The sequence below is a fragment of the Mycolicibacterium sediminis genome, assembly GCF_010731735.1.
Taxonomy (GTDB): Bacteria; Actinomycetota; Actinomycetes; order Mycobacteriales; family Mycobacteriaceae; genus Mycobacterium; species Mycobacterium sediminis.
This window is the reverse complement of the sequence record NZ_AP022588.1, coordinates 3,683,901-3,704,291: the sequence shown is the minus strand read 5'-3', so window position 1 is coordinate 3,704,291 and position 20,391 is coordinate 3,683,901. Positions and strand designations below refer to the sequence as shown.

Sequence of the window (20,391 nt, the reverse complement as noted above, 5' to 3'; positions counted from 1 at the left end):
TTGTGCCCGGCCATACTTCGGTAAGGAACTGGACAGTTTGATATGTCCCAGGTGTGGAACAGTGGAGTATATGAAACACGGCCAGGAGCTGAGTTTCGACGACGATGGTCGCCCGGTTCTCATCACACGCGCAGCAATTCCCTACGAAGAGCAGCATCGTGAGCGGGTGCGGAAGTACCTCAAGATCATGTCCTTCCGGATCCCCGCCCTCATCTTGGCTGCCGGGGCCTACGGCATCTGGCACAACGGCCTGATCTCACTGGCGATCCTGGTGGCCTCCATCCCGCTGCCGTGGATCGCGGTGCTTATCGCCAACGACCGGCCGCCGCGCACCGCGGAGGAGCCGCGGCGCTACGACTCGCGCCGCAAGATCCCGCTCTTCCCCACCGCGGAACGCCCGGCCCTGCAGGGCTACCGGTACCCGTTGGCCGCCGAACCGGAGCCGGATCCGACCGAAACCCCGCACGACGTTCCACGCTGAGCGAAAACTTCTCGACTTCTTAGCCGATTCTCAGGTCGACGTCGAGAAACCGCAGGTCAGGTGGGGTTAGACCGGCGAACTTTGGGAACTCTTTGGACTACCACGACGTTGTAGTTCATGACAGTTCCAGCCGAGCAGGAGGCCATTGAATGGTTGCCACCGCAAGCCGCATCGATTCCGACCTGGACAGCCAGAGCCCAGCCGCCGACCTGGTCCGCGTGTACCTGAACGGCATCGGCAAGACCGCGCTGCTCAATGCCGCCGACGAGGTCGAACTGGCCAAGCGCATCGAGGCCGGCCTCTACGCCAAGCACGTCCTGGCGACCAAGAAGCGGCTCGGCGACGCACGCAAGCGCGACCTCGCCGCGGTGGTGCGGGACGGGGAGGCCGCCCGCCGGCACCTCCTCGAGGCCAACCTCCGTCTGGTGGTGTCGCTGGCCAAGCGCTACACCGGTCGCGGCATGCCGCTGCTGGACCTGATCCAGGAGGGCAACCTCGGACTGATCCGCGCCATGGAGAAGTTCGACTACGCCAAGGGATTCAAGTTCTCGACCTACGCCACGTGGTGGATCCGTCAGGCCATCACCCGCGGCATGGCCGACCAGAGCAGGACGATCCGGCTCCCCGTCCACCTCGTCGAGCAGGTGAACAAGTTGGCGCGCATCAAGCGCGAGATGCATCAGAACCTCGGCCGCGAGGCGACCGACGAGGAGCTGGCCGAGGAATCGGGCATCCCCGCCGAGAAGATCGCCGACCTGCTCGAGCACAGCCGTGACCCGGTGAGCCTGGACATGCCGGTCGGTAGCGACGAGGAGGCGCCGCTGGGCGACTTCATCGAGGACGCCGAGGCGATGTCAGCCGAGAACGCCGTGATCTCCGAGCTGCTGCATACCGACATCCGGCACGTCCTGGCCACGCTCGACGAGCGCGAACAGCAGGTCATCCGACTGCGTTTCGGCCTCGACGACGGTCAGCCCCGCACGCTGGACCAGATCGGAAAGCTGTTCGGTCTGTCCCGCGAGCGCGTCCGCCAGATCGAGCGCGAGGTCATGGCCAAGCTGCGCCACGGCGACCGCGCCGAGCGCCTGCGCTCGTACGCCAGCTAGTCCCGAACCAACCGAAGAGCACGACCGACCGCCAAGCACGACCCCTTCGTGATGCCCGCCGCCTCCCCCAGCGGCGGGCATCACACTGTGTCGAGGGTGCGATGGAGCCCAGTTCAGCCACCTGCACCGGTAGACTCGCTTCTGACGGAGGGCGGCACCATGAACGATCTGATCGACACCACCGAGATGTACCTGCGAACCATCTACGACCTCGAGGAAGAGGGCGTGGTGCCGCTGCGTGCGCGCATCGCGGAGCGGCTCGAGCAGAGCGGTCCCACCGTGAGCCAGACCGTGTCCCGGATGGAGCGCGACGGGCTGCTGCACGTCGCCGGTGACCGGCACCTGGAACTCACCGACAAGGGCCGCGCGCTCGCGGTGTCGGTGATGCGCAAGCACCGGCTGGCCGAGCGGCTGCTGGTCGACGTCATCGGACTCCCCTGGGAAGAGGTGCACGCCGAGGCCTGTCGCTGGGAGCACGTCATGAGCGAGGACGTCGAGCGCCGGCTGGTGCGCGTGCTCGACAACCCGACGACCTCGCCGTTCGGCAATCCCATCCCGGGACTCTCCGAACTCGGCGTCACCATGTCGAATGCCGACGACGCCAACCTCGTCCGGCTGACCGAGCTGCCCACCGGCTTCCCCGTCGCCGTCCGGGTCCGTCAGCTGACCGAGCACGTGCAGGGCGACGCGGGCCTGATCAGCCGGCTCAAGGACGCGGGCGTCGTGCCCGATGCCCGCGTGACCGTCCAGGTCAGCGAGCACGGCAGCGTCCTCATCGTCATCCCCGGCCACGAGCAGGTCGAACTCCCCCATCACATGGCACACGCCGTCAAGGTCGAGAAGGTCTGACCGCTACCCGGCCCGACTGCCGAAGGTCCGGCGCGGCGGCAGCGCCACCCCCAGCCGCGTGGCGACACGGAACCCGCTGAGAGCCAGCTCCCGGATCTGATTCGGACGCATCGCGTTGTGCAGCGCCTCGTCGAGCATCCCCGCCATGTTGTGGTCGGGATTGCCGGTCAACGCGACCTCGAGGGCTATGCCCGCCAGCGGGCCGTCTCCCCGCGCATAGGCCGAGAAGGCCAGCAGCGCAAGCGCATCCGCTCGCCAGGGGTCGGGCAGTATCCGCGCCAACATCGCCCACAGCGCCTCCGCCTGCCCCGCGTGGCTGCCCACGGCGAGTGCGTACGACATGTCCCGCACCCGCGGATCGGTGAGTGCACACGCCAGCCGCGCGAGGTGAGCGTCCGTCGGCTCGCACGACGGCTCCGTGAGCGCCGTCCGGATCACGACGTCGGCGTCGGCGCGCGTGCGCCCGTCGGCGTCCGGACCACCCGTCGCGCGGGTGGCCGCCTCGGCGGCGATGACGACGGCCAACCTCGCCGTGCGGGCCGGGTCGACGATCGCGATCACCTCCTGCAGATCGGACCGCCGCTGATAGAGGCGACGCCCGTCGAGGACCGCTGCGGCCGCCATGGGCGTCGCCGACGGATCTTCGACCAGTCCGTTGCGGCCGCAGCCGTCGGCGCAGTGCCACCGTCCCCCGGCGGCGATCCGGTCGACGACGTGCGCGGCCCACAGCGTCACGCCGCGCTCGTCCAGGGCCTCGGTCAGCGCCTCGGAGAGCAGGGCGTGCTCGTCGCCGCACATCCGGCAGGCTGCGCCGTCGTCGTCGACGATCACCGCGATGGCGGCATCGGGGCCGTTCTTCGCGGCGGCGACCGCCATGCAGTCGATGCCCTCGATCAGGGCGTCGGACAGGTCGACCCGCATGACCGCGCCGAGTTCACCGCCATCCAGGGTGACGAGGACGAGCGAGTTCTCCGGCACGAAGCCGAGCACGGCGGGGATGGCGGCGATGAGCGCGCCGGGGTGGTCGAGGTGGAAGTCGGGGTTCGGTGAGGTCGTCATGAGCCGAAGTTCTCAGCCGCGTCCGACGCGCAGCGCCGCTGCGACCCGTCCCGGCCGGCCGCTGGGGACGAATCTCCCTCTGGGGATGGCCGACACGAGTTCACGAACTGGTGACGCCGTCGCCATGCGGAAGCGACCCAACCGGCGTAGGACTACACCCATGGGTTCCACGCAGGACTACGACCTCGTCGTCATCGGGTCCGGACCGGGCGGCCAGAAGGCCGCGATCGCCGCGGCCAAGCTCGGCAAGACCGTCGCCGTCATCGAACGCGGACGGATGCTCGGCGGCGTCTGCGTGAACACGGGCACCATTCCGTCGAAGACGCTGCGCGAGGCCGTCGTCTACCTGACCGGCATGAGCCAGCGCGAGCTGTACGGCGCGAGTTACCGCGTCAAGGAGAAGATCACCCCGGCCGACCTGCTGGCCCGTACGCAGCACGTCATCGGCAAGGAGATCGACGTCGTCCGGTCGCAGCTGATGCGCAACCGAGTCGAGCTGTACGTGGGCCACGCCCGCTTCATCGACGACCACTCGCTGACGATCGAGGATCCCAGCCGTGCCGAGAGCATCACCGTGTCCGGGCGGCACGTCGTGATCGCGACGGGCACCAAGCCCCTACGGCCCGCGGGCGTCGAGTTCGACGAGTCGCGGGTGCTGGACTCCGACGGCATCCTCGACCTCAAGTCGATCCCCGGCTCGATGGTCGTCGTCGGCGCCGGCGTGATCGGCATCGAGTACGCGTCGATGTTCGCCGCGCTGGGCACCAAGGTCACCGTCGTCGAGAAGCGCGCCAACATGCTCGAGTTCTGCGACCCGGAGATCATCGAGGCGCTGAAGTTCCACCTCCGCGACTACGCGGTGACGTTCCGCTTCGGCGAGGAGGTCACCGCCGTCGACGTCGGCGCCTCGGGCACCGTCACCACCCTCGCCAGCGGCAAGCAGATCCCGGCCGAGACCGTCATGTACTCCGCGGGTCGGCAGGGTCAGACCGAGGACCTCGACCTGCCTGCCGCGGGTCTCGAGGCCGACGCGCGCGGACGGATCTTCGTCGACGACGACTACCGCACCAAGGTCGACCACATCTACGCCGTCGGCGACGTGATCGGCTTCCCCGCGCTGGCCGCGACGTCCATGGACCAGGGCCGGCTGGCGGCGTACCACGCGTTCGGCGAGCCCTGCAAGGGCATGACCGAACTGCAGCCGATCGGCATCTACTCGATTCCCGAGGTGTCCTACGTCGGTGCCACCGAGGTCGACCTGACGAAGGACTCCGTGCCCTACGAGGTCGGCGTGTCCCGGTACCGCGAACTCGCCAGGGGCCAGATCGCCGGGGACTCCTACGGGATGCTGAAGCTGCTGGTGTCCACCGAGGACCTGCGGCTGCTGGGCGTCCACATCTTCGGCACCAACGCCACCGAGATGGTCCACATCGGCCAGGCGGTGATGGGCTGCGGCGGCACCGTCGAGTACCTGGTCGACGCGGTGTTCAACTATCCGACCTTCTCCGAGGCCTACAAGGTCGCGGCGCTGGACGTCATGAACAAGCTGCGCGCACTCAGCCAGTTCCGCGCCTAGCAGCCGTTGTCGAACGCCGACGGCGGATCGTCGCCCGGACCGCCCTGATCAGCACGTCGGAGTAGAGCGCTGATCGCGACGTCGAACGGCGGCGAGAACGACACGTCGTCCTCGCAACCGCCCCCGTCCAGGCCGCCGGTCAGCCCGACGACCGCGTCACCCGACACCCAGGGCGACCCGCTTGTCCCGTCGGCCATCCCCGCACACGGCAGCGACGGGAAGCCCTGGTCGGCGGCGGTTGTGGCGGTACGGCACCCGATCGGCCCCCCACCGATGCCCAACTCGTACCCCGTGATCGCGACGTCGGTCCCGGGCGCCGGCGCGAGGCCGAGCGCGAGACCGCCGCCCACCGCCTGCTCGAGCGAGCCCGCGCCGTCGCGGCTGACCCGGGCGATCGCGAAGTCCGCCAACGGGTTCTGGTCGTCGAGCCAGCGCGGGTCCAGATAGACGGCGTCGACGTGCCACACGTCGTCGGGCAGCAGGTCACCGGTGTAGCCGGGGACGAAGTAGGCGTCGACGCCGTCGGCCATGCAGTGCGCGGCGGTGAGGATCAGGTCGCCCCCGGCCGAGTCGAGCACCGATCCCGAACACGTGTGCAGCGTCTCGCTACCCAGGAACACCGCGCCGACCCGGCGATCCGGGGCGACCGTCGACGCGCCCGTCTCGGTCGACGCCGACGCGGCAGACGCGGGATCGGTCACCGCGGCCGTCGGCCGACCCGCCTCGGTTCGGTCGACGCACGCCGCGGTCAGCAACGCCAGGGCGACGACCGCCACCCATCGAGTCCGCATCCGACCGATCTTGCCCGACGATCGCCGTATCGGCAGGAGCAGCGGAATGTCGGCCGGTACGCGGGCGTTCGAACCTTTGACCGGGGCTGACGTGGCGGCAGTCCCGACGTACGGGACACTGGAGGTAACGGGTGGCAACGGCGACGCCGTACCCGACCACGAGAGGAGGCGAGCGATGACAGAGAACAATCCAGAACAGCAGTACCAGCCCGAGCAGACCGGCATGTACGAGCTGGAGTTTCCGGCTCCGCAGCTGTCCTCGGCCGACGGCCGCGGGCCGGTGCTGATCCACGCCCTCGAGGGATTCTCCGATGCCGGGCATGCCATCAAGCTGGCCGCGACACACCTCAAGAACACCCTCGACACCGAACTGGTCGCGTCGTTCGCGATCGACGAACTGCTCGACTACCGGTCCCGCCGGCCGCTGATGACGTTCAAGACCGACCACTTCACCCACTACGACACCCCGGAGTTGAACCTCTACGCGCTGCACGACAGCGTCGGCACGCCGTTCCTGCTGTTGGCGGGCCTGGAACCCGACCTGCGGTGGGAACGGTTCATCACCGCGGTGCGCCTGCTCTCCGAACGCCTCGGCGTGCGCAGGGTCATCGGCCTGGGCACCATCCCCATGGCGGTGCCCCACACCCGGCCGGTGTCGATGACGGCGCACGCGACCGACAAGTCCCTGATCGTTGACCACGAACCGTGGGTCGGCGAGGTGCAGGTCCCGGGCAGCGTGTCCAACCTGCTCGAGTACCGGATGTCGCAGCACGGTCACGAGGCGATGGGCTTCACCGTCCACGTGCCGCACTACCTGGCGCAGACCGACTACCCGCCGGCCGCGGAGGCGTTGCTGGCAGAGGTGTCCCGCGCCGGGGCGCTGCAGCTGCCCTTGGCCGCGCTCAGCGAGGCGGGCGCCGAGGTCCACACCAAGATCGGCGAGCAGGTCGAATCGAGCGAAGAAGTCGCTCAGGTGGTGGCGGCGCTGGAGCGACAGTACGATGCGTTCGTCGCCGCACAGGAAAACCGGTCTTTGCTGGCACGTGACGAGGACCTCCCGAGCGGCGACGAGATCGGCGCCGAGTTCGAGAAGTTCCTCGCCGAGCAGGCCGGTGAAGAACCCTCCGACGGGGACGACGGCACCGCAGCGCCCTGACCCCCGGGGCCCGATGACGAAGTCGGCGAGGAGTGGCCATGACGGACCGCAAGCCCAACCTGCGAACGGTGCGCGAGGTCACGCCCACGCTGCAGTACCGGACCATCCACGGCTACCGGCGTGCGTTCCGCGTGGCGGGCTCGGGACCCGCGATCCTCCTCATCCACGGCATCGGGGACAACTCGACGACCTGGAGCACGGTGCAGGCCAAGCTGGCCCAACGGTTCACGGTCATCGCGCCGGACCTGCTGGGCCACGGCAAGTCCGACAAACCGCGCGCCGACTACTCGGTGGCGGCGTACGCCAACGGCATGCGCGACCTGCTCAGCGTGCTGGACGTCGAGAAGGTGACGGTGGTCGGTCACTCACTCGGCGGCGGGGTGGCCATGCAGTTCGCCTACCAGTTCCCGCAGCTCGTCGACCGGTTGATCCTGGTGGGTGCGGGCGGCGTGACCAAGGACGTCAACGTCGCGCTGCGGATCGCCTCGCTGCCCATGGGCACGGAGGCACTGGCCCTGCTGCGCCTGCCGATGGTCCTGCCGGCCGTGCAGGTCGCCGGACGGATCGGTGGCCTGCTGCTCGGCAAGACCGCCGTGGGACGCGACATCCCCAACATGTTGCGCATCCTGGCCGACCTGCCCGAACCCACCGCGTCGTCCGCGTTCGCCAGGACCCTGCGGGCAGTGGTGGACTGGCGCGGTCAGGTGGTCACCATGCTGGACCGCTGTTACCTGACCGAATCGGTTCCCGTGCAACTCGTCTGGGGCGCGCACGACTCCGTGATCCCGGTGGGTCACGGCCGGATGGCGCACGCGGCGATGCCGGGTTCGCAGCTCGAGATCTTCGAGGGCTCCGGACACTTCCCCTTCCACGACGACCCGGACCGGTTCGTCGAACTGGTCGAGAAGTTCATCGACACCACCACGCCAGCGGTGTACGACCAGGAACTGCTGCGCAATCTGCTGCGCGACGGGACGGGCGAGAGCACCATCAGCGGCCCCATCGACACCCGCGTCGCGGTGCTCGACGCGATGGGCGCCGACGAGCGCAGCGCCACCTGAGCCGTAACATCTCCGCATGGCCATCGACGTGACCGTGCTGCGGGTGTTCACCAGTCCGTCGGGCGACCTCGGCAACCCTCTCGGGGTCGTCGACGCCACTCGGGTCCCACCGCCGGACCGCCAGGCCCTCGCGACCGAACTCGGGTACAGCGAGACGATCTTCGTCGAGCTGCCCGCCGCGGAGTCGGCGACCGCCGCCGCGCACATCTACACGCCCGCAGTGGAATTGCCGTTCGCCGGCCACCCGACCGTCGGAGCGGCGTGGTGGCTGAGGGAACGCGGCACACCCGTCAAGACCCTTCAGGTGCCGGCCGGGATCGTCCAGGTGGCGTACGAGAACCTTCCCGACGGAGACTTCACGGTCATCACGGCGCGGCCCTCCTGGGCGCCGGAGTTCGCCATCCACGACATGGCGTCGGTGGACGACGTGCTCGCCGCCGACCCCGACGGGTACGACTCGGACGTCTCGCACTATCTGTGGGCGTGGGAGGACCGGTCGTCCGGCACCATCCGGTCCCGGATGTTCGCGAGCCACCTGGGCGTCCCCGAGGACGAGGCGACCGGCGCCGCCGCCGTGCGCATCACCGACCACCTCAGCCGCGACCTGACGATCACGCAGGGACGGGGATCCCAGATCCGTACGTGGTGGAGCTCCGACGGGTGGGTCAGGGTGGCCGGTCGGGTCGTCGACGACGGGACCCGACGGATCGCCTAGCGCCGCGTCAGGACGTCGACGACACTTCGCGGTGGGCGCGCAGCGCCTCGATCTCCCGCTCGAAGTCCTCGGCCGACGAGAACGACCGGTACACGGACGCGAACCGCAGGTACGCGACCTCGTCGAGGTCCCGCAGCGGACCGAGGATGGCCAGCCCGACCTCGTTACTGGGCACCTCGGGCGAACCGGTGCCGCGCACGGCGTCCTCGACCTTCTGCGCGAGCAGGTTCAGGGCGTCGTCGTCGACGTCGCGGCCCTGACAAGCCCGCCGAACACCCTTCATGACCTTCTCGCGACTGAACGGCTCGGTGACGCCACTGCGCTTCACGACCGCCAGCACGGCCGTCTCGACGGTGGTGAAGCGCTTGCCGCACTCCGGGCAGGACCGTCGCCGGCGGATGGCCTGGCCCTCGTCCGCCTCGCGGGAGTCCACCACCCGCGAATCCGGATGACGACAGAACGGACAGTGCATCTCCGCCCCTTCCCGTACCAGCCCGGACGTCCCGGTCAGGTACGAGCCTACCGCCGCGGGGCAGGGAGTCTGGTGGCGCATGCGCATGGCGCGGTCAGCCGACCGGTGCGATCAGCGTCTGCCCGGCAGCCACTGCCACGGAGTCGAGTTCGTTGAGTTCGCGGATCTCGGCCACCATCGCGCCGACGGGCGCGTCGGGCGCCACCCGCTGCGCGAGCTGCTGCAGCGACTCCCCCAGCTGCACCTGCACCACCGCCAGCTGACCGGGAACGGCGGCCGGCTCCTCGACCGGGGCGCCGAAGTGCGAGACGAGCCCGAGCCACACCGTGATGCCCGCCGCGACCAGCGCCAGCAGCACCGTGGTGGCCGGGGTGATGGGCTTGCGCCGGTGGGACGCCCGCGACATCAGGACGCCGGTGCCGCGGTAGCGCAGCGGCTCGCCGGACGGCCTGCGGCGCTGCGGGCCACGCCGCGCGTCGGGCCGCGGGCGCACCGGGCGGGCGACCAGTTCGGTGGGGTGTTCGCGGGTGATGATGGTCATGTCAGGGCCTTCCGTGGTCGCCGAGTCGGAGCCGTCGTTCGCTCTTGTGTTCGAACTATAATCGCTCAGGTGTTCGATGACTAGAACATGTGATCGAACTGTTGCAGACCATATCGAGGGCCACCGACACGTCCCGTCCGCCGCGACACGCGTCGAACACATGTTTGATTATCGGTCCCGCGAGGACTAGATTCGGCGCCATGAGTGACAGCAGCGACACCCGAAACGGCACACAACCGCGTCGTGACGCCGACCTCACCGAACGACAGCGCACCATCCTCGACGTGATCCGCTCGTCGGTCACCACGCGTGGGTATCCACCGAGCATCCGCGAGATCGGCGACGCGGTCGGACTGACGTCGACGTCGTCGGTGGCGCACCAGTTGCGCACCCTGGAGAAGAAGGGGTTCCTGCGGCGCGACCCGAATCGTCCACGCGCAGTGGACGTCCGGGGCGCCGACGATCACGTGACACCCGTGGTCACCACCGACGTCGCGGGCTCCGACGCACTACCCGAGCCGACGTTCGTCCCCGTCCTCGGCCGCATCGCCGCGGGCGGGCCGATCTTGGCCGAGGAGGCCGTGGAGGACGTGTTCCCCCTGCCCAAGGTCCTGGTCGGCGAGGGTTCACTGTTCCTGCTCAAGGTCGTCGGCGAGTCGATGATCGACGCCGCCATCTGCGACGGTGACTGGGTGGTCGTCCGCCAGCAGAACGTCGCCGACAACGGGGACATCGTCGCCGCGATGATCGACGGCGAGGCCACGGTCAAGACGTTCAAGCGGACCCGCGGTCACGTGTGGCTGCTGCCGCACAACCCCGCGTTCGAACCGATCCCCGGCGACGACGCCGCCATCCTCGGCAAGGTCGTCACCGTCATCCGCAAGATCTGACCGCGGTCAGCCCCGAGTGAATCCGTTCGTAAGGGCGAATTCCTCGCTGGCGAACCAGATCTCGGCCCGCACGCGGTCGTACTCCGGGGACTCCGGCAGGAAGTAGAGACCGGTCCTGGTGTCGGCCTTGATGGGGTAGCCGTCGGGCGCGTCGAACGGATTGTTCATGGCGAGCAGCAACGACGTCTGCGAGGGCGACGTGGCGTCCCTGGAGATCGCCGCGTGCCGGCCGCTGGGCGGACCGCCCGTCAGGTCCTCCGACGTCGTCGGATCCTCCCGGGACGCCGGTTCGGGTTCGTGCTCCGGAGTCGGAGCGATCACCGACGCGGCCAGGCCCGACGGCTCCGGGGGTGAATCGTCCGATGCCGCATTGGCATTCGCGAGTTCGTCGGCGGTGACCACCCGGGTCGGCGTGGTGTCGATCGCATCCTGGTCGTCGGCGAAGGCATCCGGAACCCGACCCGCGTCGGGAGCGTCCACCGGACCGGCGGGACGCTCCTCCTCGTTCGGCATCGCCCAGGCGCTCAGCGGCACGTACGGCGGCTGATTCACCCTGGGTTGATCGCCGACGGGTACCGGGCCCGAGTCGAACTCCCCGTCGTCTTCGTCGTCGTCGTCGTACTCGTCGTAGTCGTCGAAGGTGTTCAACGGCTCCCGGTCGTCGCGGCGACGGCGGTTGAGCACGACGGCCGCCACGACGGCACCGACGAGTACGAGGACGGGGACGACGGCGAGCAGCCACCACCACTGCCGGTACCACTTCTGATCGTCGGCGGAGTCGGTGCCGGCCGACGTCTGGGGAGCCTGCGGCGCGTTCTGGCCGGGCACGTCGAGGCCCGACAGCTGAGATGCGAGGGCCGGTGGTTCGGTGGTGAATTCGCCCGACGCCCGGTTCCACGAGATGGCGCCGTTGGCGAAGGTCTGGGTGACGACGTCGCCGTCGTCGGTCTGATCGGCGGTCGGCGCACCGAGGTCGCCCTCCGCTCCGCCGAGCTTCGTCCACGCCGCGTTCATCGGCCCACGCACGATCATCGCGCCGAAGTCGGGGGTCCAGAAGATCACCGGCTCGTCCTCGGCGGCGAAGGTCGCGAAGCGGCTTGCCGGCGCCAGGCCACCGTCCGCCTCGTCGGCCGTCGGGAAGCCGAGGTCGCCGCCGGGTCCGCCCACGCTCTCGTACTTGGCGAGCACCTGACCGGTGATGACGGCGGCGCCGGTGCCGGGACTGTAGAAGATCTTGCCGCCCGCGAAGGTCTGCTCCAGGCCGTCGTCACCCACGGACGTCGGCGGCCCCTGCGCTGCGCCGAGGGGTCCCAGCGGTCCGCCCGCGGCGCGCCGCGCGGCGGCGATCGCGGAGGTGGCGTCCCCGGGGATCTCGAGTCCGTCGAGTTGTCCGGCCAGTTCGGGCGGCGTGGAGGTGAACGCCTTGGTGACCCGGTTCCACGACAGCTCCCCACCGGTGAACGTCTGGGACACCACGTCGCCTCGGTAGACCTCGTCCTCGGTCGGGACTCCGAGCACGGCCGCGGATCCGCCGAGGCGGTCCCATGCCGCGTTGATGGCACCCCGGACGACGTGCGCGCCGGTGTCGGGCGTCCAGAAGATCACCGGCTTGTCGGCGGCGCTGAACGTCGTGTTGCGGCTGCCGGGGGCGCGCCCCGGGCCCTCGTCGATGTTCGGGAAGCCGAGGTCGCCGTCGCCGGGACCGCCGAGGGCGAGGTACTTGTCGAGGATCGCGCCCTGCATGATCCTGGCGCCGGTGTCCGGGGTGAAGAAGATGCGACCGCCCGCGAAGTTCTGCCCGAAGCCGGCGCCGACGGGATACACGCCGCCGTCCTTGGGTCCGAGCGGACCAGTCGCGCCACCGCCGGCCTCCCACGCCTGCGTCATGGCGACGTCGGCGTCACCGTCCGGAGCGGCCGACGCGAGTGGCACCATGGGCGCCAGTGCGACGACCGCAGCCGCGATGAACACGGCGGCGCTCGCGCGTCCCATGAACCTGCCGACCCACGTGTGAAGCCCAGTCATCAGTCCCTCCCGTGATCGCTCACGGTTCCCTCGAAGTGGCGTGTGCGTCAACTTTGCGTCAGTCGACGTCCATCTTGAGGGATATCGGAGCGGTCGCGGGCGAGTGTCGCGCCACGGGTCCCGTCGAGAGTTCGCCACACGGGGCGCCTCGGACGGCTAGACGCCGAGGCTCCGGCCGATGATCTCCTTCATGATCTCGGTCGTCCCGCCGTAGATGGTCTGGATCCGGGAATCGAGATAAGCCCTGGCCACGGGGTATTCGCGCATGTATCCGTAGCCGCCGTGGATCTGCAGGCAGCGGTCGTTGAGCCGGACCTGGGCCTCGGTCGAGTACCACTTCGCCATGGCGGCCTGCTCGGCCGTCAACTTCTCCTCGAGGTGCAGCGCGAGGAACTCGTCGACCATGATCCGGACGACGGTGGCCTCGGTCGAGAGTTCGGCGAGCGAGAAGCGGGTGTTCTGGAAGCTGCCGATGGGCTTGCCGAACGCCTTGCGCTCCTTGGTGTACTGCAGCGTCTGCTCGAGCACGGCCTCCATGCCCGCCGCGGCCATGACGGCGATGCTGATGCGCTCTTGCGGCAGGTTCTCCATCAGGTACACGAAGCCCGAACCCTCGTCACCCAGCAGGTTCTCGGCCGGAACGTGCACGTCGGTGAACGACAGCTCGGCGGTGTCCTGTGCGTCGAGGCCGATCTTGTCGAGGTGGCGGCCGCGTTCGAAGCCCTCCATGCCGCGCTCGACCACGAGCAGCGAGAACCCCAGGGCACCCTTCTCCGGGTCGGTGCACGCCACCACGATGACGAGGTCGGCGTGAATGCCGTTCGTGATGAACGTCTTCGAGCCGTTGAGGACCCAGCTGCCGTCCTCCTGCTTGACCGCGCGGGTCGTGATGCCCTGCAGGTCGGAGCCGGTGCCGGGTTCGGTCATGGCGATCGCGGTGATCAGCTCGCCGGAGCAGAACCCGGGCAGCCAGCGCTGCTTCTGCTCCTCGGTGCCCAGCCGCAGCAGGTACGGCGCGATGATGTCGTTCTGCAGCGCGAAGCCCAGCCCGCTGAACCGGCCGGCGCTGCACTCCTCGGTGACGATGACGTTGTAGCGGAAGTCGGGGTTGCCGCCGCCGCCGTACTCCTCGGGGACCGCCATGCCGAGGAAGCCCTGCTTGCCCGCCTCGAGCCACACGCCGCGGTCGACGATCTTGTCCTTCTCCCACTGATCGTGGAACGGCGCGACGTGCCGATCGAGGAAGGATCGGAACGACTCGCGGAACATGTCGTGCTCGGCTTCGAACAGGGTGCGCTCGAACTTGATGACCTGGCTGGTCGCGGCCATGGAGAACCTCCGGATCGACGGACGGGATGTGTCTTCGACCATATACCACCCAACCGGATGGTTGAGACCCGTGGTACCGCAGAATCGGGCCCCTAGGATCGACGCATGACCGGCAGCCTCGCCCACTGGGGCGCATTCACCGCCGACGTCGTCGACGGCGACATCGCGGCCGTGCACCCGATGCGGGGCGACGCCGATCCGTCTCCCCTACTCGGCAATCTGCCCGGGTCGCTGCGACACCGGTCCCGGGTCGAGGGCCCCGCGGTGCGGCGCGGCTGGCTCGAGGACGGGCCCGGTCCGAGCGACCGGCGCGGCGCCGAGGAGTTCGTCGCGGTGTCGTGGGACGAGCTGACCGAGCTGCTCGCGACCGAACTGCGGCGCGTCGTCGACACCCACGGCAACGAGGCGATCTACGGCGGGTCCTACGGCTGGTCCAGCGCAGGCCGGTTCCACCACGCGCAGAGCCAGGTGCACCGGTTCCTGAAACTCCTGGGCGGCTACACCTTCTCGCGGCACTCCTACAGCCTCGGTGCCACGGGCGTCATCATGCCGAGGGTCGTCGGCACCCACGACGACCTCTTCAAGCGGTCCACCGACTGGAACGTCATCGCCGCCCACACCGATCTGATGGTGTGCTTCGGCGGGGTGCCGATGAAGAACACCGGCATCAACGACGGCGGCACCACGGCACATCCGACCCGGGACGCCCTGCGTCGGCTGCGCGAGCGCGGCGGTCGCATCGTGTCGTTCTCACCGCTGCGCGACGACGTCGACGGCGACTGCGAGTGGCTGGCCCCGGTGCCGGGCACCGACGTGGCGGTCATGCTGGCCATGGCGCACGTGCTGGCCACCGAGGGCCTCGCCGACAAGGCGTTCCTGGAGCGCTACTGCACCGGGTACGACAGGTTCGAGCGCTACCTACTGGGCGTCGACGATGGCGTCCCGAAGTCGCCGCGCTGGGCCGAGGACGTCTGCGGGCTGCCCGCCGACCAGCTGACCGAACTGGCCCGCCGGATGGCCGCGGGCCGCACCCTGGTGACGATCAGCTGGTCGCTGCAACGCACCCGGCACGGCGAGCAGGCACCGTGGATGGGCCTGACGCTGGCGGCCATGCTCGGCCAGATCGGCGTTCCCGGAGGCGGATTCGGCCACGGCTACGGCTCGATGAACGAGGCCGGCCTGCCACCGCTGCGCTGCCGGCTCCCCTCGCTGCCCCAGGGCCCCAACCCCGTCCGGACGTTCATCCCCGTCGCCGCGGTCAGCGACATGCTGCTTCATCCCGGCGAACCGTTCGACTACAACGGGTTGAGCCTCACCTACCCCGACATCCGGCTGGTCTACTGGGCGGGCGGGAACCCCTTCCACCACCATCAGGACATCGGACGCCTGCGTCGCGCCATGGCCCGGCCCGACACCGTCGTGGTGCACGACCCGTACTGGACGGCGATGGCCAAGCACGCCGACGTGGTGGTGCCGTCCACGACGCCCTACGAACGCGACGACTACTCCGGCTCGCACAACGACCCGCTGCTGGTGGCCATGCCCGCACTCGCCGAACCGCACGCGGACTCGCGCGACGACTACGCCACCTTCTCCGCGCTCGCCCACCGCCTCGGGTTCGGCGAGGCGTTCACCGAGGGACGCACGGCCCGCGAGTGGCTCGAGCACATGTATCAGACCTGGTCGTACGGGCTGACGTTCGAGGTGCCGCCGTTCGACGAGTTCTGGCGGGCCGGATCGGTGCGGTTGCCCACCGAACCCGGTCTCACGCTGCTGGCCGACTTCCGCGCCGACCCCGTCGCGCACCGCCTGCACACGCCAAGCGGTCGCATCGAGATCTTCTCGGATGACATCGATGGGTTCGGCTACGACGACTGCAGGGGCCACCCGGCGTGGCTCGAGCCCGACGAGTGGCTCGGTGGTCCTCGCGCCCAGGAGTTTCCGCTGCACCTGCTGGCCAATCAGCCGGCGACGCGGCTGCACGGTCAGCTCGACGGCGGCGCGGTCAGCCAGGCCTCGAAGGTCCAGGGCCGCGAGCCCATCCGCATGCACCCCACCGATGCGGCCGCGCGCGGCGTCGACGACGGCGAGGTGGTGCGGGTGTTCAACGACCGCGGCGCGTGCCTGGCCGGGGTCGTGGTGGACGACGGCCTGCGTCCCGGCGTGGTGCAGCTGTCGACCGGCGCCTGGTACGACCCCGAGGATCCGGCCGACGCGAATTCGCTGTGCGTGCACGGCAACCCGAACGTGCTCACCGCCGACGTCGGGACGTCGAAGTTGGCCCACGGGTGCACCGGCGCGCACGTGCTGGTGCAGATCGAGCGGTTCGACCGCCCACTGCCGCCCGTCCGGGCGCACGAGCCGCCGGTGATCGTCCGGCGGCCCGACGCTCAGTAGGTCGCGAAGTCGCCGAGGCTCGCCGCCAGCGCCGCGGGCACCCGCGCCTTGACGCGCGTGCCGTCAGGGGTGTGCTCGGTGGCCTCGATGCGACCGTCGGCGTGCATGCGGGCGACCAGGTCACCCCGGTCGTAGGGGATGGTCACGTCGACGGCCTCGTCGGTGGCGATCACCATCTCCCCCATCCGGCGGCGCAGCTGGTCCAGGCCGTCACCGGTGCGCGCCGACACGAACACCGCGTCGGGCAGGGCCGAGCGCAACTGGGCGAGGATCAGCCCAGAAGCGGCGTCGGTCTTGTTGACCACCACCAATTCCGGCGGCGGGGCGATGTCGTAGTCGGCGACGACGTCGTTGACCACCTTGCGGACCGCGTTGATCTGGGCCAGCGGGTTGGTGTCGGACCCGTCGATGACGTGCACCAGCAGGTCGGCGTCGACGACCTCCTCCAGCGTGCTGCGGAACGCCTCGACGAGCTGCGTCGGGAGGTGCCGGACGAAGCCGACGGTGTCGGTGAGGACGAACGGTCGGCCGTCGTCGAAGTGCCCACGGCGCGTGGTCGGTTCGAGTGTGGCGAACAGTGCGTTCTCCACCAGGACGCCCGCGCCGGTCAGCGCGTTCAGCAGGCTGGACTTGCCGGCATTGGTGTAGCCGACGATCGCGACCGACGGCACCTCGCTGCGACGGCGTCCGCCGCGCTGGGTGTCGCGGATCTTCTTCATGTCCTTGATCTCGCGGCGCAGCTTGCTCATCCGCTCGCGGATCCGGCGACGGTCGGTCTCGATCTTGGTCTCACCGGGGCCGCGCGTACCCACGCCGCCGCCGCTGCCACCCGCACCGCCGCCCTGGCGGGACATCGACTCACCCCAGCCGCGCAGCCTCGGCAGCATGTACTCCATCTGCGCGAAGGCCACCTGCGCCTTGCCCTCCGCGGACGTGGCGTGCTGGGCGAAGATGTCGAGGATCAGCGCGGTGCGGTCGATGACCTTGACCTTGACGGCCTTCTCGAGCGCGTTCAGCTGCGCGGGGCTCAGCTCGCCGTCGCAGATGACGGTGTCGGCGCCGGTCGCCTCGACGACGTCGCGCAGTTCCTGGGCCTTGCCGGACCCGATGTAGGTGGACGGGTCGGGCTTGTCGCGGCGCTGGATGAGGCCCTCGAGCACCTCGGAGCCCGCGGTCTCGGCCAGCGCGGCCAGTTCGGCGAGGCTGGCGTCGGCGTCGGCGGCGCTGCCGTCGGTCCACACGCCCACCAGCACGACGCGCTCGAGGCGCAGCTGGCGGTACTCGACCTCGGACACGTCGGCGAGTTCGGTGGACAGACCCGCGACGCGACGCAGCGCGACGCGGTCCTCGAGCGCGAGTTCACCGGTGCTCGGGACGGAGTTGGAGAAGAAATCGGACGTCATGGGCGAATACACGTTCGCACGGAGATCACTGTTCATGCACCTCGATTAACGCAGATGGGAGCGCCACCATTCCTCCGCGAGGTCCCCGTGTGCCAGGAGCACCGAGGGACCGCGCAGGAAACTGGTGGCATCGGTGACGGTGACGGTCACCTCGCCGCCGGGGATCCGGACCAGCAGCGCCCCGGTCTGGACGCCTCGATGCTCGAGGGCGGCGACGGCTGCCGCCACGGTTCCCGTTCCGCAGGAACGGGTTTCGCCCACGCCGCGTTCGTGGACGCGCATGGCGACGGCGCCGTCCAGCTCCTCGGTGAGGATCTCGACGTTCACGCCGTCGGGGAACTGTGCGGCGTCGAACCGGACGGGCGCGGCGACGTCGAGCGCGGCCAGTCCGTCGAGCGTGAGGGTCTCGTCGACGCAGGCGAGGTGCGGGTTGCCCACGTCGACGGCCGTGCCGGTGAAGGTGCGTCCGCCCACCACGGCGGTGCCGGTGCCGGTGGTGTTGGCCTTGCCCATGTCGACGGTGACGTCGGCGTGCACGTCGTCCACGCGGTGCAGGACCACCGGCCGAGGACCGGCCAGCGAACCGACGACGAACTCGTCGCGCGACTCCAGACCACTGGCGCGCAGGTAGTGGGTGAACACCCGGACGCCGTTGCCGCACATCTGCGCGATCGACCCGTCGGCGTTGCGGTAGTCCATGTACCAGTCGTCGGCGGTCACGCCCTCGGGGATGCGGTCGAACACGCCGGCGTTGAGCGCCGCACCGGCGCGCGTCACGCGCAGGACGCCGTCCGCGCCGAGGCCGCGCCGGCGGTCGCACAGCGCGGCGACCGAATCGGCGGCGAGGTCGATCCGCGCGTCGAGGTCGGGCAGCACGACGAAGTCGTTCTGCGTGCCGTGCCCCTTCGCGAACCTCATCCCATCAGGATAGGCGTCAACCTGCGCGGACGGCCGCCAGCACCGCCTCCGCGTTCCCCTCGGCCGCACCGTCCAGCCAGAGGATGCGGTGGTCGCGTCGGAACCACGACCGCTGCCGCCGCACGTACCGTCGCGTCCCGATGAACGTGCGCTCGCGGGCGTCGGTCAGCGCCGCGGCACTCCCCCCGGCGTCGAGCGCCTCGAGCACCTGCGCGTATCCCAGCGCACGGGCGGCGGTGACGCCCTCGCGCAGGCCCTGCTCGCACAGCGCCTCCACCTCGCCGACCAGGCCCTGGTCGAACATCAGGTCCGTGCGTCGGGCGAGCCGCTCGTCGAGCACCGAGGTCTCCCGGTCCACCCCGACGATCAGCGTGCCCCAGCGCGGCTCCCCGATCGTGGGCGCGCTGGCCGCGAAGGGCAGACCCGTCAGCTCCACGACCTCCAGCGCGCGCACGATGCGGCGGCCGTCGGTGGGCAGGATCGAGGCCGCGGCGCCCGGGTCGGCGCGTGCGAGATCGGCGTGCAACGCGGCGACGCCGACCTCGGCGAGCCGGGCCTCCCAGCGCGCCCGTACGTCCGGATCGGTCGCCGGGAAGGCCCACTCGTCGAGCAGCGATTGCACGTACAGCATCGATCCGCCGACCACGACGGGCACCGCACCGCGCGCGGCGATCGCCTCGACGTCGGCGGCGGCGGCCTGCTGGTAGTTCGCGACGGTCGCGGTCTGGGTGACGTCGAGGACGTCGAGCTGGTGGTGCGGCACGCCGCGGCGCTCGTCGACGGGCAGCTTCGCGGTGCCGATGTCCATGCCGCGGTACAGCTGCATCGCATCGGCGTTGACGATCTCGCCGCCGAGCCGCTCGGCGACCTCGAGCGCCAGCGCCGACTTGCCGGTGCCGGTGGGCCCGACGATTGCGACCGGACGCGTCATGGCCTCAGCACACCCACGAAGTACCCCACCCCGTAGGGCGCGCCGCGGTACAGCTCCGTGGCCGACGCCGCACGCTCACCGAGCAGCCCGGCCAGCACCTGGTGCGCGACGCGTCCGACGACGTGCGCGTCGGCGGCCGCCAGCCCGGCCGCGTCGCCGGCGGCCAGCGCGTCGTCGAGGGCGGCCTGCACTTCGATCGAGTCGGGATCGTGTCCGCCGGGCGCGGACGGTGTCAGGGTGTTGGCGCCGTCGGCGACGACCAGCACGCCCACCGGCTCGGTGGTCGCGTCGACCTCGGCCCGCAGCAACCGTCCCGCGGCTACCGCGGCGTCGGGGTCGAGAGCGGCAGCGTAGGCGCGGACCTCGGCCGCGGCACGCGGATTCGCCTCTGCGCGAACCCATCCGGCGATCAGCGCGCAGAGCGGCAGCTCGCTCGGCTCGCCGTCGGGATCGGGTCCGAGCGCGACGGGGACGTCCACGCCATAGCCGGCGAAGGTGCCCCGGGCGGTCGGGGCGACGACGGCCTCGTCGTCGGCGACGCCGATCACCACCCATCGGTCCGGGAGTTCGGCGGCCGCCCGCAGCACCGCGGCGCGCAGGTCGGCCACCTCCGTGGCGGCCCCGGTGGCCAGTTCTGGCACCAGCACGGGCGCGGAGGGAACGACGGCGACGGCGGTCAGCACGTCCCCAC

General features: G+C 70.1%; 19 protein-coding genes. 9 read left to right on the top strand and 10 right to left on the bottom strand.

Going from position 1 to position 20,391, the window contains the following annotated elements:
- Positions 1-70 precede the first annotated feature (70 nt).
- From G6N64_RS17695 to G6N64_RS17685, 3 genes are all read left to right on the top strand, one after another.
- Positions 71-481: a DUF3099 domain-containing protein gene (locus tag G6N64_RS17695; protein WP_163798299.1), complete on the top strand. Its 411-nt coding sequence runs from the start codon at positions 71-73 to the stop codon at positions 479-481.
- A gap of 149 nt (positions 482-630) precedes the next feature.
- Complete coding sequence (locus G6N64_RS17690; RefSeq protein ID WP_163798296.1) at positions 631-1,587, top strand: sigma-70 family RNA polymerase sigma factor; 957 nt, start codon at positions 631-633, stop codon at positions 1,585-1,587.
- Positions 1,588-1,746: 159 nt separating this feature from the next.
- On the top strand, positions 1,747-2,436 hold the full coding sequence (locus G6N64_RS17685; protein WP_163798294.1) for an iron-dependent transcriptional repressor DtxR: 690 nt from the start codon (positions 1,747-1,749) through the stop codon (positions 2,434-2,436).
- A 3-nt stretch (positions 2,437-2,439) separates the two neighbouring features.
- Here G6N64_RS17685 and G6N64_RS17680 read toward each other — a convergent pair whose 3' ends face one another.
- A complete protein-coding gene (locus G6N64_RS17680) occupies positions 2,440-3,495 on the bottom strand; it encodes a DUF4192 domain-containing protein (RefSeq protein WP_163798291.1) in 1,056 nt (351 codons plus the stop codon).
- Positions 3,496-3,655: 160 nt separating this feature from the next.
- Here G6N64_RS17680 and sthA point away from each other — a divergent pair, with 160 nt between their 5' ends.
- Complete coding sequence (sthA, locus tag G6N64_RS17675) at positions 3,656-5,071, top strand: Si-specific NAD(P)(+) transhydrogenase (RefSeq protein ID WP_163798289.1); 1,416 nt, start codon at positions 3,656-3,658, stop codon at positions 5,069-5,071.
- Here the strand turns inward: sthA and G6N64_RS17670 are convergent.
- A complete protein-coding gene (locus tag G6N64_RS17670; RefSeq protein WP_163798287.1) occupies positions 5,068-5,862 on the bottom strand; it encodes a trypsin-like serine peptidase in 795 nt (264 codons plus the stop codon). The genes sthA and G6N64_RS17670 overlap by 4 nt on opposite strands.
- Positions 5,863-6,037: 175 nt before the next feature.
- Here G6N64_RS17670 and G6N64_RS17665 point away from each other — a divergent pair, with 175 nt between their 5' ends.
- Genes G6N64_RS17665 through G6N64_RS17655 form a run of 3 tightly spaced genes read left to right on the top strand, consistent with a single transcriptional unit; the run spans position 6,038 to position 8,794 of the window.
- Complete coding sequence (locus tag G6N64_RS17665; RefSeq protein WP_163798285.1) at positions 6,038-7,018, top strand: proteasome assembly chaperone family protein; 981 nt, start codon at positions 6,038-6,040, stop codon at positions 7,016-7,018.
- A 38-nt stretch (positions 7,019-7,056) separates the two neighbouring features.
- Positions 7,057-8,079 carry an alpha/beta fold hydrolase gene (locus tag G6N64_RS17660; RefSeq protein ID WP_163798283.1) on the top strand — a complete coding sequence of 341 codons (1,023 nt, stop codon included), beginning with the start codon at positions 7,057-7,059 and terminating at the stop codon, positions 8,077-8,079.
- A gap of 16 nt (positions 8,080-8,095) precedes the next feature.
- Positions 8,096-8,794 (top strand): PhzF family protein, encoded by a 699-nt coding sequence (locus G6N64_RS17655; RefSeq protein WP_163798281.1) that lies wholly within the window; start codon positions 8,096-8,098, stop codon positions 8,792-8,794.
- 7 nt (positions 8,795-8,801) lie between these two features.
- Here G6N64_RS17655 and nrdR read toward each other — a convergent pair whose 3' ends face one another.
- Positions 8,802-9,266: a transcriptional regulator NrdR gene (nrdR, locus tag G6N64_RS17650; protein WP_163798279.1), complete on the bottom strand. Its 465-nt coding sequence runs from the start codon at positions 9,264-9,266 to the stop codon at positions 8,802-8,804.
- Positions 9,267-9,360: 94 nt separating this feature from the next.
- Positions 9,361-9,807: a LysM peptidoglycan-binding domain-containing protein gene (locus G6N64_RS17645; protein ID WP_163798277.1), complete on the bottom strand. Its 447-nt coding sequence runs from the start codon at positions 9,805-9,807 to the stop codon at positions 9,361-9,363.
- Positions 9,808-10,007: 200 nt separating this feature from the next.
- Here G6N64_RS17645 and lexA point away from each other — a divergent pair, with 200 nt between their 5' ends.
- Entirely contained in the window at positions 10,008-10,697 is a 690-nt protein-coding gene (lexA, locus tag G6N64_RS17640) for a transcriptional repressor LexA (RefSeq protein WP_163798275.1), read from the top strand.
- A 6-nt stretch (positions 10,698-10,703) separates the two neighbouring features.
- Here the strand turns inward: lexA and G6N64_RS17635 are convergent, their stop codons facing one another.
- Together G6N64_RS17635 and G6N64_RS17630 are read right to left on the bottom strand one after the other, a co-directional pair.
- Positions 10,704-12,722, bottom strand: coding sequence for an LGFP repeat-containing protein (locus G6N64_RS17635; RefSeq protein ID WP_163798273.1), 2,019 nt, complete (start codon positions 12,720-12,722; stop codon positions 10,704-10,706).
- 156 nt (positions 12,723-12,878) lie between these two features.
- The gene (locus tag G6N64_RS17630) at positions 12,879-14,051 is read right to left on the bottom strand and encodes an acyl-CoA dehydrogenase family protein (protein ID WP_163798271.1); all 1,173 of its coding nucleotides are present in this window, start codon (positions 14,049-14,051) and stop codon (positions 12,879-12,881) included.
- 105 nt (positions 14,052-14,156) lie between these two features.
- On the opposite strand from G6N64_RS17630, the gene G6N64_RS17625 reads away from it, so the two are divergent.
- On the top strand, positions 14,157-16,448 hold the full coding sequence (locus tag G6N64_RS17625) for a molybdopterin guanine dinucleotide-containing S/N-oxide reductase (RefSeq protein ID WP_163798269.1): 2,292 nt from the start codon (positions 14,157-14,159) through the stop codon (positions 16,446-16,448).
- On the opposite strand, the gene hflX is transcribed toward G6N64_RS17625, so the two are convergent.
- The 4 genes from hflX to G6N64_RS17605 are packed head-to-tail and all read right to left on the bottom strand — an operon-like array spanning position 16,442 to position 20,383.
- Positions 16,442-17,851: a GTPase HflX gene (gene hflX, locus G6N64_RS17620; RefSeq protein ID WP_197748280.1), complete on the bottom strand. Its 1,410-nt coding sequence runs from the start codon at positions 17,849-17,851 to the stop codon at positions 16,442-16,444. The two genes, G6N64_RS17625 and hflX, sit on opposite strands and share 7 nt — an antisense overlap.
- Positions 17,852-17,896: 45 nt before the next feature.
- The gene (gene dapF / locus G6N64_RS17615; protein WP_163798265.1) at positions 17,897-18,769 is read right to left on the bottom strand and encodes a diaminopimelate epimerase; all 873 of its coding nucleotides are present in this window, start codon (positions 18,767-18,769) and stop codon (positions 17,897-17,899) included.
- Positions 18,770-18,785: 16 nt separating this feature from the next.
- Complete coding sequence (gene miaA, locus G6N64_RS17610) at positions 18,786-19,700, bottom strand: tRNA (adenosine(37)-N6)-dimethylallyltransferase MiaA (RefSeq protein ID WP_163798262.1); 915 nt, start codon at positions 19,698-19,700, stop codon at positions 18,786-18,788.
- Positions 19,697-20,383, bottom strand: a complete 687-nt coding sequence (locus G6N64_RS17605; protein WP_163798260.1) for a class III extradiol ring-cleavage dioxygenase family protein — start codon at positions 20,381-20,383, stop codon at positions 19,697-19,699. The genes miaA and G6N64_RS17605 overlap by 4 nt, the downstream gene beginning before the upstream one ends.
- Positions 20,384-20,391 lie beyond the last annotated feature (8 nt).

Excerpts from the sequence above, each read along its gene's own strand:
- G6N64_RS17695 (WP_163798299.1), top strand. The coding sequence starts at position 71 with ATGAAACACGGCCAGGAGCTGAGTTTCGACGACGATGGTCGCCCGGTT.
- G6N64_RS17690 (WP_163798296.1), top strand. The coding sequence starts at position 631 with ATGGTTGCCACCGCAAGCCGCATCGATTCCGACCTGGACAGCCAGAGC.
- G6N64_RS17685 (WP_163798294.1), top strand. The coding sequence starts at position 1,747 with ATGAACGATCTGATCGACACCACCGAGATGTACCTGCGAACCATCTAC.
- G6N64_RS17680 (WP_163798291.1), bottom strand. The coding sequence starts at position 3,495 with ATGACGACCTCACCGAACCCCGACTTCCACCTCGACCACCCCGGCGCG.
- sthA (WP_163798289.1), top strand. The coding sequence starts at position 3,656 with ATGGGTTCCACGCAGGACTACGACCTCGTCGTCATCGGGTCCGGACCG.
- G6N64_RS17670 (WP_163798287.1), bottom strand. The coding sequence starts at position 5,862 with ATGCGGACTCGATGGGTGGCGGTCGTCGCCCTGGCGTTGCTGACCGCG.
- G6N64_RS17665 (WP_163798285.1), top strand. The coding sequence starts at position 6,038 with ATGACAGAGAACAATCCAGAACAGCAGTACCAGCCCGAGCAGACCGGC.
- G6N64_RS17660 (WP_163798283.1), top strand. The coding sequence starts at position 7,057 with ATGACGGACCGCAAGCCCAACCTGCGAACGGTGCGCGAGGTCACGCCC.
- G6N64_RS17655 (WP_163798281.1), top strand. The coding sequence starts at position 8,096 with ATGGCCATCGACGTGACCGTGCTGCGGGTGTTCACCAGTCCGTCGGGC.
- nrdR (WP_163798279.1), bottom strand. The coding sequence starts at position 9,266 with ATGCACTGTCCGTTCTGTCGTCATCCGGATTCGCGGGTGGTGGACTCC.
- G6N64_RS17645 (WP_163798277.1), bottom strand. The coding sequence starts at position 9,807 with ATGACCATCATCACCCGCGAACACCCCACCGAACTGGTCGCCCGCCCG.
- lexA (WP_163798275.1), top strand. The coding sequence starts at position 10,008 with ATGAGTGACAGCAGCGACACCCGAAACGGCACACAACCGCGTCGTGAC.
- G6N64_RS17635 (WP_163798273.1), bottom strand. The coding sequence starts at position 12,722 with ATGACTGGGCTTCACACGTGGGTCGGCAGGTTCATGGGACGCGCGAGC.
- G6N64_RS17630 (WP_163798271.1), bottom strand. The coding sequence starts at position 14,051 with ATGGCCGCGACCAGCCAGGTCATCAAGTTCGAGCGCACCCTGTTCGAA.
- G6N64_RS17625 (WP_163798269.1), top strand. The coding sequence starts at position 14,157 with ATGACCGGCAGCCTCGCCCACTGGGGCGCATTCACCGCCGACGTCGTC.
- hflX (WP_197748280.1), bottom strand. The coding sequence starts at position 17,851 with ATGACGTCCGATTTCTTCTCCAACTCCGTCCCGAGCACCGGTGAACTC.
- dapF (WP_163798265.1), bottom strand. The coding sequence starts at position 18,769 with ATGAGGTTCGCGAAGGGGCACGGCACGCAGAACGACTTCGTCGTGCTG.
- miaA (WP_163798262.1), bottom strand. The coding sequence starts at position 19,700 with ATGACGCGTCCGGTCGCAATCGTCGGGCCCACCGGCACCGGCAAGTCG.